Origin of the sequence: Sphingobium sufflavum (assembly GCF_021403115.1) — a bacterium.
GTDB classification, from domain to species: Bacteria; Pseudomonadota; Alphaproteobacteria; order Sphingomonadales; family Sphingomonadaceae; genus Sphingobium; species Sphingobium sufflavum.
In genome coordinates this window covers 587,432-600,356 of the sequence record NZ_JAJSSH010000001.1, presented here as the reverse complement: position 1 = coordinate 600,356, position 12,925 = coordinate 587,432, and the positions used below count along the sequence as shown (strand labels likewise).

Genomic DNA, 12,925 nt, shown 5'->3' with positions numbered 1-12,925 from the left:
AGTGCGAACCGCCCCCGCACGGCCCATCCTGCCGCAGAAGCCGGTGCAACTCCCATCGCCTTACATGGCGAGGGCGCGGAATCACTGGGACTGGGGCACTCTTGCTCAGGCCGCCCGCCGGTGCGCCATCCCAGCCCAAGGGATCATGATTCAAGCCCACCAAGCCCGCGCAAAGGGTAAAGGTCTCAATACCCGAACGACGGGCCATAACCGACAGCACCGTCATCCAGCCATCTGCGCTCCGGCCCGCCGTACCCAGGCCCGCCCGGCCAAAGCGAAGCAGGCCCGGCCGGTCCATGGGATCAGTCCCGGATCGCGACGACTGCGTCCACTTCGACCACCACGCCCAGTGGCAGGACGGGCACGCCCACGGCGGAGCGCGCATGTTTGCCCGCCTCTCCAAAAACGCGGACCATCAGGTCCGACGCGCCATTGGCCACCTGCGGCTGTTGGATGAACGTGCTATCGCTGGCCACGAACACGCCCAGCTTCACGATCCGCTCGACCCGGTCGAGGCTACCCAGTGCAGCCTTGAGCTGCGCGAGGATCATCAGGCCGCACCGCTCCGCCGCGCGCTGGCCAAAGGCGACGTCGGGCCCGCCATCGAGGCCCATGCACCCCAGCATCAGCGCGCCATCCGCGTTGAAGGGGATTTGCCCACTGACATGGGCCAGCCCGCCATGGATCACCACGGGCACATAGGATGCCACCGGGGCCGCCGGTTCGGGCAGGACGATGCCGCTGTCGCTCAGATGCTGTTCGATGCTCATGACCATCTGTCAGCACGCCCGCCGGTTCGGGTCAAGGGGTGTGAACCCGGCGCGCGCCTGCACAGCGTCCCGTTCGCGCCCGTCAGGCCGCGTCCGCGATCCGCGCCACTATCCAGCGTTCCGCCTCCACCCAATCATCGATGCGCGTATGGGCAGTGGGCGCCGTGGGAATATGCGGCGCGAGTTCCGCCTCCCCCACCATATGCAGCCGCCAGACCTGCGGCACATGCTCGGCAAGGCTGCGATGATTATTCTCGATATCGTCGACGAACAGGGTCACGCTCGGCCGATAATGGGCGATGATGCGCGCCGCGGCCGGCCCCTTGCCGCCGCGATTGCAATGGACCGGCACATGGAGGCCATGGCTCGCCAGTTGCGCCGCGCGCGCCGGTTGCCGATGATCCTCCAGATTGGTGAGCACCACGATGTCCGCGACGGTCGACAGGCGCGCAATCGCCTCAAAGGCGCCCTTAATGGGATATTGGCGGTGCATCTCGGTTTCGAAGAAGGCACCGAGCAGCGACCAGACGATGCTGCGCTCCACCGGGTCGCGACTGTCCTTGCGGCGAAAGGCCTCCTCAAACGGCGTGCCAAAGCTGAAGTGGATACCATGCACCTCGTCCAGCCAGCCACGGAACGGGACCAGCATGTGCAGCAGCACTTCATCGCAATCGGTGATGATGAGCGGGCGTGCCATCAGCCGATCTCCGCACGGGCCGCGACGATGGCCGCCGGGCTTTCCCCGATCGCATCGGCGCAGGCGAGCAGGTCCGGCTCATGGCTGAGCAGAAAGTCGATGGCCGCGCCCAGCACCGCTGCATCGCCCAGCCCACCGCGCAGCTGATCGGAATCCATGCCGGTCAGCGTCAGAAAACGCTCTACACGCCCCGGTTCAGCAACAATCCAGCCGATGACAAGCAAGGCAATGGTATGCCCATCGCCACTCTTGCTATAGAGTGGCTTTATCATGGCATGATGGCTCGGTTCGATGGGGCTGGGTTCATGGCATGGTCCATATCATGGAGTGCTGGTGACAAAACGGATATTCGTTGTCGAGGACAATGCGCTCAACCTGCGGCTCTTCTGCGATCTGCTGGCGGCGCACGGTCATGAGACATGTGCCGTGCGCGACGGGCGGGAGGCGTTTGCCAAGGCCCGCGAATATCGCCCGGACCTGATCATCACCGACATCCAGTTGCCCTATGTCTCCGGGTTCGACCTGATCCACCAGTTCCGACAGGAGTCGACGCTGGTCGACGTGCCGATCATGGCCGTCACCGCCTATGCCGGGCCAGGGGACGAGGAGCGCATCCGCGCGGCGGGGGCGAACATCTATGTGTCCAAGCCGATTTCGGTGGTGAAGTTCATCGCGGTGGTCAACGACCTGTTTGTGCTGGCCGAGAATGCGGTGGCCGGGGCGACCGACCTCGCCGCGCAGGCCGATGCCGCAGGACAGGCCGCCAGCGCCTCCTGACCGCACAGGAGACCTGACTACACTGGGGGCCTCCACGCCGCGCTGCCAGAGCACCGTTACAGGATAACCAACCGAAACACTGTTTTATAAACGGCTGTCCTGGCGGCGCCATAGTCCAACGCAGAAAGGGCGGACCCACCGGGTCCGCCCTTTTCCATATCCAACATGTTGGATGCGAGGCTCAGTGCTTCTTGTCGGCCCAGATCGTCTGGTAGGACAGATAGGCCAGGACCGTCGCAACCAGCAGGAAGAAGACCACCGCGATGCCGGCGCTCTTGCGGTTTTCCAGCTTCGGCTCAGCCGTCCAGGTCAGGAAGGCGGAGACGTCCTGCGCCATCTGGTCGACCGTCGGCTTGGGCTGGCCCGGACCGTAGGTCACCTGACCTTCGGCGGTCAGCGGCGGCGCCATCGCGAGGTTGAGGTTCGCGAAATAGCGGTTGTAGTGCAGGCCGTTCGGCGTCTTCGCATCCGGGAACTCTTCCAACAGCTTCTTGGGCTGAGGACCGAAACCGGTGAGCAGCGAGTGCACATAGTTGCTGCCGTCATGACGCGACTTGGTCATGAGCGAGAGGTCTGGCGGGATCGCATTGTTGTTCGCCGCCTGCGCCGCCACATTGTTGGCGAACGGCAGCGGGAAGTGATCGGCCGGCACCGGGGCGCGGGTCGACGGCTCACCCGTCTTGGGGTCGATGTCGGGTGCCTTGATCGCCCAGTTCTTGGCGATCGCCTTCACCTCGGCCTCGTTATAGCCCAGATCCTTCAGGTCGCGGAAGGCGACGAGACGGAGCGAGTGACAGGCGGAGCAGACCTCCTTGTACACCTGGAAACCGCGCTGGAGCTGCTGCTTGTCATAATGACCCAGCGGACCATCGAAGCTCCATGCGATCTGCCGGGGATGCTCGTGGAACTCATGCTCCACGGTCGGCACCGGCGGCTCGCTGATATAGGCGACGGCACCAGACCCGAAGGAATAGAGCAGCATGCCCGAGAAGAAGATGCCGACCAGCGCGGCGAGAAGACGAACCATTGGTCTATGCCCCCTTATTCAGCCGCGACCGCAGCGGGTTCGTGACCCAGCACCGCCTCGGTGATCGAGTTCGGCAGCGGAAGCGGCCGCTCGATCTTCGACACGATCGGCAGGATGATGAGGAAATGTGCGAAGTAGTAGGCCGCCGCAATCTGCGAGATCATGACGTAGGGTTCGGCCGCCGGCGCACCGCCGCAATAACCGAGGATCGCCACGTCAACGAGCAGCAGATAGAAGAACTTGCGGAACAGCGGACGATAGCGACCCGAACGCACCGGCGACGTGTCCAGCCAGGGCAGGACGAACAGCAGCAGGATCGACGCGAACATCGCGAGGACGCCGAGCAGCTTTGCAGGCACGAAGAAGAAGTCGAAGGTGAAGGCGCGCAGGATCGCGTAGAACGGCCAGAAGTACCATTCGGGAACGATGTGCGCCGGCGTCGACATCGGATTCGCCGGGATATAGTTATCCGGATGACCCAGCATGTTGGGGCCGAAGAACAGCACCAGCGCATAGATAATCAGGAACACGCCCAGGCCGAAGCCGTCCTTGGCGGTGTAATAGGGGTGGAACGGCACCGTGTCCTGCGGACCCTTCACGTCCACGCCCGTCGGGTTCGACGAACCGGGGATGTGCAACGCCCAGATGTGCAGGATGACCACCGCCGCAATGACGAACGGCAGCAGATAGTGCAGCGAGAAGAAGCGGTTCAGCGCGGCGTTGCCGGGGGCAAAGCCACCGAGCAGCCAGGTCTGGATCGGCTCGCCCACCACGGGGATCGCGCCGAACAGGCCGGTGATGACCTTCGCGCCCCAGAAGCTCATCTGGCCCCAGGGAAGCACATAGCCCATGAAGGCGGTCGCCATCATGAGAAGGAAGATCACGAGGCCCAGCAGCCAGACCATCTCTCGCGGCGCCTTGTAGGAACCGAAGAAGAGGCCGCGGAAAATGTGGATATAGACCACGATGAAGAAGAAGCTCGCGCCATTGGCGTGCGCGTAGCGCAGCAGCCAGCCACCGTTCACGTCGCGCATGATATGCTCGACGCTGTCGAAGGCGACACCGGCGTTGGCGCCATAATGCATGGCGAGGATGATGCCGGTCACAAGCTGGAGAACCAGTGCGAAGCCCGACAGGACGCCGAAGTTCCACCAATAGTTCAGGTTGCGCGGCACGGCATAGCCAGCACCGACGGCATTATAGACGAAACGCGGAAGCGGCAGACGGTCGTCGACCCACTTCATCAGCGGGTTTACCGGCGTATATTGCTCAGCCCAGGGAAAACTCATCTTTTCTTCCTCAGCCTACGAGAATGGCGGTGTCGGAGGTGAACTTATACTCAGGCACCTCCAGGTTCTTGGGCGCCGGGCCTTTGATGATACGGGCAGCCGTATCATAGGACGAACCGTGGCACGGGCAGAAATAACCGCCGAACTCGCCACGAACCTCTCCCTCGCCCGCGCCCAGAGGCACGCAGCCGAGGTGGGTGCAGACACCCATCGTCACCAGCCACTGCTTCTTGCCAGGCTGCGTCCGCTCCTCCAGCGACTGCGGATCGCGCAGGGAGGCGACGGGGCGCGCATCGGCCTCCGCAATCTCCTTGGGCGTCAACTGGCGCACGAACAGGGGCTGCGAGCGGAAGACCGCCTTGATCGCCTGTCCCGGCTTGATCGCGGAGAGATCGACTTCCGTCGTCGCCGCCGCGAGCACGTCCGCGCTGGGGTTCATCTGGTTGATGAGGGTCGGCAGGACGGCGACAGCGCCCACGCCCGCAAAGGCGACAGCCGCGACATTGATGAAGTCGCGGCGACGTACGCCCTCGCCTTCCGCCGCGGACACCGCAGTTTCACTCGTTTCGACCGTTGCCATGCACCGTCCCTTGTCTCGTCCCGATCAGTCTTCTTTATATGGATCCGCCGGGTTCCCCCGACCCCCACACCGCCTCAGAAGCAGGCGGCGCAGCGGCGCACAATGGAGGCGACAAAATCCACCCGCGCTTGGTCCCCCGGCGCGGTTCGCGGGCCTGATAGCGCCGTTGCGCCCCTTTTGCCAACAGCAATTTGCCCCCTCTATGACAAAGGCTTGAATAGGACTATGCGCCCCCCATGAGACTTGCCCTCTTTCAGCCCGACATTGCGGGAAATGTTGGCGCCATCATGCGCCTTGCCGCCTGCTGGCAAACCCCGCTGGACATCATCTTGCCGTGCGGCTTTGCCCTGTCCGACAAGCAGTTGAAGCGTGCCGCCATGGATTATGGCGCGGCGGCCGACGTCAGCCGCCATGCGGATTTTGCGGCGTTCGAGGCGGAAAGACTGAGCAAGGCGGAAAGACTGGGCGGCGGCGCGCGGCTGATCGCGCTGACCAGCGGCGGCGACACGATGCTGCACGATGTCACCTTCGCGCCCGGCGACATATTGCTGCTGGGCCAGGAAAGCGCCGGATTGCCTGGCTTCGTGCAGGATCGCGCGGAGGTGCGCGTGCGGATTCCGATGGCGACGGGATTTCGATCCTTGAACCTGGGCATGGCCGCTGGCATCGCGCTGGGCGAGGCGCTCCGACAGACAAAAGGCTTTCCGGCATGATCCAGCTCGACACACAGCAACAGGCCGCGCGCCAGTGGTTCGAATCGCTGCGCGACCGGATTTGCGCGGAATTCGAGGCTATCGAGCGGGAGGCGGGCAGCGACGCCGCCTTCGGCTATACCGCGTGGAACCGGGAGGACGACCCGGAAGCCCGCGGCGGCGGCGGCGTGCGCGGCGTGATGAAGGGCAAGGTGTTCGAAAAGGTGGGCGTCAACGTCTCCACCGTCGGCGGCGACCTGAACGGCGATTTCGCCAAGACCATCCATGGCGCGGCGGAGAATCCCGCCTTTGTCGCGACGGGCATCAGCCTGGTCGCGCACATGGCCAACCCGCATGTGCCCGCCGTGCATATGAACACGCGCTTCCTGACCACCACGAAACGCTGGTTCGGCGGCGGGGCGGACCTCAATCCGCCGCTGCCCTATGCGGAGGATACGGACGCCTTCCACGCGGCGTTCAAGGGGGCGTGCGACGCGCATGACCCGGACTATCATCCCCGTTTCCAGAAATGGGCGGACGAGTATTTCTTCATCCCCCATCGCGGCGTCCATCGCGGCGTGGGCGGCATCTTCTACGACCATCTGGAGGGCGATTTCGACGCGAACTTCGCCTTCACCCGCGCGGTGGGCGAAGCGTTTCTGGCCGCCTTCCCGCCCATCGTGCGCAAGCGGATGACGCGGCCTTTCTCCGATGCGGAGGAGCAGCAGATGCTGGAGTGGCGCGGCCGCTACGCCGAGTTCAACCTGGTCCATGACCGGGGCACCTTGTTCGGCCTGAAGACCGGCGGCAATATCGACGCCATCTTGATGAGCCTGCCGCCGCGCGCGATCTGGCCCTGAACGATCCAGGCCTGACGCGACAGATTCAGGACGGCAGGGTCAGGTGGCGGGGGCGATCTGGCGGTAGAGGGCGGCGCTGACCAGCGTCACCGTCACCGCCAGCCCCGTCTCGACCAGCGACCCGACCAGCAGGTTGACGAAACGGGCGATGTCCGGCGGCAGCAGCAAGGCGCCGATAATCGCGAAGATCGTGCCCAGCACCGTCGACAGGACGACCGCGACCAGCACCACCACCGCCATCAGCAGGATGATTCGCCAGCCCCTGCCCTGCGTCAGCTGAAAACTGCGCGCGATGATCGCCAGCGGCCGCCGGTTGCCCTCCGCCACCGCGACCGGCGCGATGCAGATGAAACGGGAGACGAGATAGACGCCCGGCAGGATGAACAGCATCAGGCCGCCCGCGACCACCAACGTCTGGATCGCGCTGGCCACCATGTAGAAAGGCAGTATCCGCAGGGCCAGCCGCATCGCATCGGCCACGGTGGGACGCCGCCGGTCGAGCAGCAGGCACAGCAGCACCAGCGACCCGAAGGCCACGATCACGGCGCTGGCGAGCAGAAACGGCCAGTTGGCGCTGATATAGGCCGCGTTGGCGTTGAGCACGTCGGCGGCGGTCGCCTTGTCATCCGGCAGCGCCCGTGCGGGCAGCAGCCAGCCGGACACCAGCCCCGGCAACAGGATGAACATGCCCGCAATCGCGGAGATGGCATCCAGGTTCGCCCGCGTCATGGCGACCACGTCCGCCCATGTCCGGGTCAAGTCCAACCGCATTACCGACACCCCAGATCAAGCTCCTGTGCTGGCCCGCGCGGACCGTCCCCGCGTGCAAGCCATGTGGCAGCGCCCTTGTCAATTGCGCGTTGTGCCACCATCGAGGGTATATGAGCACGCATCTTCCGTCCGACGCCCCCCAGGCGCCAACCCAGGCCATGGCCCAGGCCCCAACCCAGGCTATGGCCCTGTCCGATCCGCTGCCCGATCCGGAGTGGCGCGTCGATAGCCAGCCGGTCGATTATCCCGCCGCCCTGACCGACATGGAGGAACGATCCACCGCCATCGCCGCAGGCGAAGCGGGCGAACGGCTGTGGCTGCTGGAGCATCCGCCCCTCTATACGGCGGGGACGAGCGCCGACCCGGCCGAAATGCTGGACGCCCGATTCCCCGTCCACCGCGCCGGACGGGGCGGGCGCTATACCTATCATGGGCCGGGGCAACGGGTCGTCTATTGCAACATCGACCTGGGCCAGCGGGGACGCGACGTCCGCAATTTCGTCCATCGGCTGGAAGGATGGGTGATCGCGGCGCTGGGCGACCTGAACGTGGAGGCGTTCCGCGCCGAGGGGCGGATCGGCATCTGGACGCTCGACGCACAGGGGCGGGAGGCCAAGATCGGCGCGATCGGCGTGCGGGTGCGGCGCTGGGTCACGCTGCACGGCGCGGCGATCAACGTCGATCCCGACCTGTCGCATTTCACCGGCATCGTGCCGTGCGGGATCAGCGATTATGGCGTCGCCAGCCTGGCCAGCCTGGGCAATGGGGCGCGCATGGCGGAACTGGATGCGGCGCTGGCCCGGCACCGGCACGCCTTTCTGGACGGGATCAGTCGCTGTTCGTCCGGAAGTGACGGGGCTGAAGCGCCCGGCCTGAACGGATCGGCCTGAACCGGGGCGCCTGAACCGGACGCCCCGATTCCCCGCCGACCGCATCGGCTCTTGAGGCGGGAGCGCGGGCGCTCTACACCCCGCGTCATGACGCGCATCCTCCTGACGCCCCTGCTGCTTGCCACGATCCTGCCCGGCCTGACCGGATGCGGCGATTCCAGACCCGCCGGTGGCGGCAATGTGACCATGCGCGACATGGAGGTGGTGGACGGCACCGCCAATGATTCCATGGCCGACCTGGACAATGCCACCAGCGACGGCACGCCGCTGTCCAACGCCGGGCTGCCCAATGGCGGCTCAGCGCCCGTTCAGGGAACGGAAAGCGCGCCCGTGGGTAACAGTGCGGATGCCACCACGCCCAGCCGCAAGCCCACCGCCGGGGACGCGGGCAGCAACAGCAGCGCCGCCCGATAGAACCGCCCCTTTTCACATTGTGGCCGCCCGTGCCGCCGGCGCACAACGCCCCCCTTTTTCGCGGAAGAGAGATTGCCCATGACCCTGCCCACCGCCTTTCGCCCGCTGTCCGCCCTGATCGCGGGCGCCGTGCTGGCCGTCGCCCAGCCGGCGGGCGCGCAACTGTTCTGGCAACCCGCCGACCTGTCCACCCCGCCCGTGACCGGCGCGGAACCGACCAGCGGGATCAACCTGCCCGGCGCCACCCCGGCGGAACTGCGCGCCGGGCTGCTGTGGCATCTGCGCGCGTCCCTGAACGTCGCGGCGCTCCAGTGCGATTTCGAACCGACGCTGCTGACCGTCAGCAACTACAACGCCATGCTGGCCCATCATGATGCGGAACTGGGCAATGCGTTCAAGGTGCTGGGCGACTATTTCAAGCGCACCCATGGCGCAGGCCCCGGCCAGAAGCAGTTCGACCAATATGGTACGCGCACCTATTCCTCCTACTCCACCGTGCAGGCGCAGACGAGCTTCTGCCAGGTGGCGGGCAAGATCGGACGCGAAGCGATCTTCGCGCCGCGCGGGTCGCTCTATATCGTCGCGCAGAACCGGCTGGGCGAATTGCGGAACTCGCTCGTCGCGCAGGTGGAGCGGGTCTATGGCAACCCCGGCTATGGCTTTGTCGCCAGCGTGCCGCCACTGGACAAGAAATGCTGGAAGAAGGGCGTGCTGGTCGCCAAATGCGCCGCGACATGGGAAAAGACGCGCGGCCAGTAAGGTGAGGGGCGGCCTTGCGGGGCCGCTCCTGCGCTATCGCAGGCCGAGCAGCTTGTGCGTCTGGAGCGACAGCCGCCAGACCGGGCGGGCCATGACAAGGTCCATCGCCGCCGCCATCGCGCCGCGATTCGGCTCGTCCGATCCCAGGTCCATCGGCTGGACGAGACGGTGGGCGAAGTCCCAGCCTTCGAGGTCGCCGGGGTCGATCCCCGCCTGCGGCCACACCAGCTTGAGTTCATCGCCGCGCGTCTGGACGACCTGGCTCCCCGCCTTCGGGCTGATGCACACCCAGTCGATGGCGGGATGCGCGGCGATGGTGCCATTGCTCTCCATCGCGACGGTGAAGCCCGCGTCATGCAGCGCGGCCAGCAGGGCGGTGTCGATCTGGAGCATCGGCTCACCCCCGGTCAGCACGACGAAACGGTCGCCCCGCCCCGCGCCCCACAGCCGCTCCACCGCGTCGGTCAGCGCCGGTCCGTCGGCGAAGCGGCCACCGCCGTCGCCATCGGTGCCGACGAAATCCGTGTCGCAAAACTGGCAGACGGCGCTCGCCCGGTCCTGTTCCCGCCCAGACCACAGGTTGCAGCCCGCAAAGCGCACGAACACCGCCCGGCGTCCGCTGTTCACGCCCTCGCCCTGAAGGGTCAGGAACATCTCCTTGACGGCATAGCCCATCGGTCAGCGTCCCATCGTCAGCGCGACGTGTCGGGGGTGACGGCATAGCCGGTCGGGTCGGGCAGCCCCGCCTCGACAAAGCCGCGCGCGCGCAGGCGGCAACTGTCGCATTCGCCGCAATGAAGCAGCACGGGCGACATATAGCCCGCCGGGGCGGGATCGTAGCAGGACCAGCTCATCCCCGCGTCGAGGCCGAGCCGCGCCGCCTCCCGCGCGATGTCCGCCTTGCTCATATGTTGCAGCGGGGTGCGGATGCGGAAGGGCCGGCCCTCCACCCCTTCGCGCGTGGCAAGGGTCGCCATCGCCTCGAACGCGGCGATGAATTCCGGGCGGCAGTCGGGATAGCCCGAATAATCGAGCGCGTTGACGCCGATATAGATGTCATGCGCGCCGCTCGTCTCCGCCAGGCCCAGCGTCAGGGCGAGGAAGATGGCGTTGCGCGCGGGGACATAGGTGACGGGGATGCCGTCGGGCTGCACGCCATCCTTGGGCACGTCGATGTCGGTGGCGGTCAGCGCCGATCCGCCAAAGGCGCTGAGATCGAGGGGCAGGACGACATGCCGCTTTACCCCCAGCATCGCCGCGATGGCGCGGGCGCGCTCCAGCTCGACCCGGTGTCGCTGGTTATAGTCGATGGTCAGCGCGACCAGCTCATGCCCCGCCTCCCGCGCGAGGGCCGCCGCGACCATCGAATCGAGACCGCCGGAGATCAGGATGACGGCGATGGATGGCTGGCCGGGAGCGGCGTGTTCGGAAGGCTGGGTGGAAATCGCGTTGGACATGGCGGCTGGCTCATCTGGATCGTGCGGGCGGCGGAACCATGATCGCGGCGGGGTGCGCCCTCCATGGTCGATCATGCGCCGGAGACAGGATCGGCTCCTCCCGCTGGCGATGGCAGGATAGCCGAAGGGGCGGTCGGGTTACAGCCTGTCTGACGGCGGGCTGGCCGGGTGTGCGGCGGAAACAGCGTCCGGGCTATCCACAGAACGGTCCTGGCCACAGAACGGTCTTGGCCACAGAACGGTCCTGGCCACAGAACGCTCCTGGCAGGCGCCGCTGGCGAACGGGGCGGAGCCTGTGCCGTGGGGCCGCAGGACCGGGCGTCCGTGGATCAGGCATGCTCCAGCGTCAGTTGCAGCGGATGCTGGTTCTGGCGGGCGAAATCCATCACCTGATTGACCTTCGTCTCCGCCACTTCATAGCTGAACACGCCGCAGATGCCGACGCCGCGCTGATGCACATGCAGCATCACCCGCGTCGCCTCCTCCATGTCCATGCGGAAAAACCGCTGAAGGACATGCACGACGAATTCCATCGGCGTATAATCGTCGTTCAGCATCAACACCTTGTAGGGTGTCGGCTTCTTGGTCCGGGTGCGCGCGCGCGTCGCGACGCCGAGGCCCGGCCCGCCGGGACCGTCCTCATCGCTCTTGCCCGCCATAGACGTGATGCTGGTGCTGGAAATGGAGATCATGATGGCCCAGAATATGGCATGCGCGGACGGCAAGGCAAGGGGGCGATGCGCGGCACCGCCAAGAAGCCGCCCACTTTACCCCCGTTCGGCACAGCCAGCGGCGCGGGAAAGCGGGCAAAACACACGCGGCAGATGAGGCGGATCGGGAGGCTGATCGGTGCACTGAACGGCACGGGCCGGGGCGAACCGGGACGGGCCGGAGCGGACAACAGACAGGGGAGCGGGACCATGGCCCCACCCCCCTGCGTTTCGTAGCTGTGCTTCAATCGCTATCGTCGGCGGCGGATCGGCAGTCTGCGCCGACCCCACCCCCGTGCAGCATCAGGCCGCGAGCGACTTCAGCTTGTCCGACACGATGGCGGCGCGGTTGCTGATCGGCTGGGCGATTTCGCCGGCCAGCTTGAGCAGCGCTTCGCTGGTCTTGGCGGTTTCGGCGGCCAGCGTGTCGAAGGCCGAGGTGACGAGTTCGCTCTGAAGCTGGAAGAATTCGACCGGCGACTTCACCGAGGCAAAGCTCTTGAAGGTGGCGCTGGTCTTCTCGAAGGACGCGCGGCCATATTCGGCGGCGTTCTGGCCCAGAGCCTCGACGCCCTTGGCGGCGATCTTGGACGATTCGACCAGAGCCTCGACATTGCCCTTGGTGAGGTCAGTCAGTTCCTCGACGGTCTTGGAGGACTTCTCGACGGCGACCTTCGCCTTCTCGTTGAAATCGCCGACAATCGACTGGAGACGAACCTTGGCGTCTTCTGCGAACTTCTTGCCGGTTTCGATGGCTTCATTCATGATATGATGTCCTTCCAGAGCATGCGGCACTTGCCAGTCGGCAGCCGTTTCCTTCGCAGCGACGAGGGATTCGACGACGACCGGCTGCGGCGGTGTCGGCGCTACAATATCAGCAGGGGCAAGTTCGGCCGGGGCTTCCAGCACAGGTTGCGCGGGAACGGGCTGTTCCTGTGCGACCGGTTCCGGTTCTGGCGTCACCACGGGCACGTTCGGCACCGACGCGGCCTTAGGCGAAACCTCCGGGGCCGAAACTTTCAGCGCGGGCGGAGTTCCGCCCACCGCCGTCGGAAAAGCGGCATCGTTATGATCGACGAAGGCCGAGAGGCCACCCGATTCGATCACGAAGGGCGCAGGTTCCCGGACCGGAGTCGCGGGCTTCGCGCGGCCTTTGCTTGCCGGAACCACGGCAGACGTCCCTTTTTTCGGGACAGCCCGAAACGATGGGGTTTTGGGTGGTGTAGCCATAA

General features: G+C 65.8%; 16 protein-coding genes and 1 pseudogene. 6 read left to right on the top strand and 11 right to left on the bottom strand.

The genetic code is table 11. From position 1 onward, the window contains the following. Nucleotides 1-302: 302 nt before the first annotated feature. The 3 genes from LWE61_RS02985 to LWE61_RS02975 all read right to left on the bottom strand — a co-directional run bounded on the left by LWE61_RS02985 (nt 303) and on the right by LWE61_RS02975 (nt 1,739). On the bottom strand, nt 303-770 hold the full coding sequence (locus LWE61_RS02985; protein ID WP_234148510.1) for a RidA family protein: 468 nt from the start codon (nt 768-770) through the stop codon (nt 303-305). A gap of 82 nt (nt 771-852) precedes the next feature. Then, nucleotides 853-1,467: an HAD family hydrolase gene (locus tag LWE61_RS02980; RefSeq protein WP_234148509.1), complete on the bottom strand. Its 615-nt coding sequence runs from the start codon at nt 1,465-1,467 to the stop codon at nt 853-855. Continuing rightward, nucleotides 1,467-1,739: a DUF3572 domain-containing protein gene (locus tag LWE61_RS02975; RefSeq protein ID WP_234148508.1), complete on the bottom strand. Its 273-nt coding sequence runs from the start codon at nt 1,737-1,739 to the stop codon at nt 1,467-1,469. Before LWE61_RS02975 ends, LWE61_RS02980 begins: the two co-directional genes overlap by 1 nt. Nucleotides 1,740-1,800: 61 nt before the next feature. Here LWE61_RS02975 and LWE61_RS02970 point away from each other — a divergent pair. Further along, nucleotides 1,801-2,157: pseudogene (locus LWE61_RS02970) on the top strand (response regulator); the annotation flags it as partial. A gap of 268 nt (nt 2,158-2,425) precedes the next feature. Here the strand turns inward: LWE61_RS02970 and LWE61_RS02965 are convergent. From LWE61_RS02965 to petA, 3 genes are read right to left on the bottom strand one after another with little or no spacing between them, the layout of a single operon-like run. Continuing rightward, nucleotides 2,426-3,271, bottom strand: a complete 846-nt coding sequence (locus tag LWE61_RS02965) for a cytochrome c1 (RefSeq protein ID WP_234148507.1) — start codon at nt 3,269-3,271, stop codon at nt 2,426-2,428. 14 nt (nt 3,272-3,285) lie between these two features. Then, nucleotides 3,286-4,560 carry a cytochrome b gene (locus LWE61_RS02960; RefSeq protein ID WP_234148506.1) on the bottom strand — a complete coding sequence of 425 codons (1,275 nt, stop codon included), beginning with the start codon at nt 4,558-4,560 and terminating at the stop codon, nt 3,286-3,288. A 10-nt stretch (nt 4,561-4,570) separates the two neighbouring features. Further along, a complete protein-coding gene (petA, locus tag LWE61_RS02955; RefSeq protein WP_234148505.1) occupies nt 4,571-5,140 on the bottom strand; it encodes a ubiquinol-cytochrome c reductase iron-sulfur subunit in 570 nt (189 codons plus the stop codon). A gap of 236 nt (nt 5,141-5,376) precedes the next feature. On the opposite strand from petA, the gene LWE61_RS02950 reads away from it, so the two are divergent. Beyond that, on the top strand, nt 5,377-5,853 hold the full coding sequence (locus LWE61_RS02950) for a tRNA (cytidine(34)-2'-O)-methyltransferase (protein ID WP_234148504.1): 477 nt from the start codon (nt 5,377-5,379) through the stop codon (nt 5,851-5,853). Further along, nucleotides 5,850-6,692 carry an oxygen-dependent coproporphyrinogen oxidase gene (gene hemF / locus LWE61_RS02945; RefSeq protein WP_234148503.1) on the top strand — a complete coding sequence of 281 codons (843 nt, stop codon included), beginning with the start codon at nt 5,850-5,852 and terminating at the stop codon, nt 6,690-6,692. Before LWE61_RS02950 ends, hemF begins: the two co-directional genes overlap by 4 nt. Before the next feature lie 39 nt (nt 6,693-6,731). Here the strand turns inward: hemF and LWE61_RS02940 are convergent, their stop codons facing one another. After that, complete coding sequence (locus LWE61_RS02940) at nt 6,732-7,451, bottom strand: hypothetical protein (RefSeq protein WP_234148502.1); 720 nt, start codon at nt 7,449-7,451, stop codon at nt 6,732-6,734. 170 nt (nt 7,452-7,621) lie between these two features. On the opposite strand from LWE61_RS02940, the gene lipB reads away from it, so the two are divergent. From lipB to LWE61_RS02925, 3 genes are all read left to right on the top strand, one after another. Then, nucleotides 7,622-8,353, top strand: a complete 732-nt coding sequence (lipB, locus tag LWE61_RS02935; RefSeq protein WP_407696178.1) for a lipoyl(octanoyl) transferase LipB — start codon at nt 7,622-7,624, stop codon at nt 8,351-8,353. 87 nt (nt 8,354-8,440) lie between these two features. After that, nucleotides 8,441-8,767, top strand: a complete 327-nt coding sequence (locus LWE61_RS02930) for a hypothetical protein (protein ID WP_234148501.1) — start codon at nt 8,441-8,443, stop codon at nt 8,765-8,767. 78 nt (nt 8,768-8,845) lie between these two features. After that, nucleotides 8,846-9,526, top strand: a complete 681-nt coding sequence (locus tag LWE61_RS02925) for a hypothetical protein (RefSeq protein ID WP_234148500.1) — start codon at nt 8,846-8,848, stop codon at nt 9,524-9,526. 33 nt (nt 9,527-9,559) lie between these two features. Here the strand turns inward: LWE61_RS02925 and queE are convergent, their stop codons facing one another. The 4 genes from queE to phaP all read right to left on the bottom strand — a co-directional run bounded on the left by queE (nt 9,560) and on the right by phaP (nt 12,800). Continuing rightward, complete coding sequence (gene queE / locus LWE61_RS02920; protein WP_234148499.1) at nt 9,560-10,201, bottom strand: 7-carboxy-7-deazaguanine synthase; 642 nt, start codon at nt 10,199-10,201, stop codon at nt 9,560-9,562. A 17-nt stretch (nt 10,202-10,218) separates the two neighbouring features. Beyond that, nucleotides 10,219-10,983 carry a 7-cyano-7-deazaguanine synthase QueC gene (gene queC / locus LWE61_RS02915; RefSeq protein WP_234148498.1) on the bottom strand — a complete coding sequence of 255 codons (765 nt, stop codon included), beginning with the start codon at nt 10,981-10,983 and terminating at the stop codon, nt 10,219-10,221. A gap of 329 nt (nt 10,984-11,312) precedes the next feature. Beyond that, nucleotides 11,313-11,642, bottom strand: a complete 330-nt coding sequence (gene clpS / locus LWE61_RS02910; RefSeq protein WP_234148597.1) for an ATP-dependent Clp protease adapter ClpS — start codon at nt 11,640-11,642, stop codon at nt 11,313-11,315. 354 nt (nt 11,643-11,996) lie between these two features. Further along, the gene (gene phaP, locus LWE61_RS20725; protein WP_234148497.1) at nt 11,997-12,800 is read right to left on the bottom strand and encodes a phasin family protein; all 804 of its coding nucleotides are present in this window, start codon (nt 12,798-12,800) and stop codon (nt 11,997-11,999) included. Nucleotides 12,801-12,925: the final 125 nt, after the last annotated feature.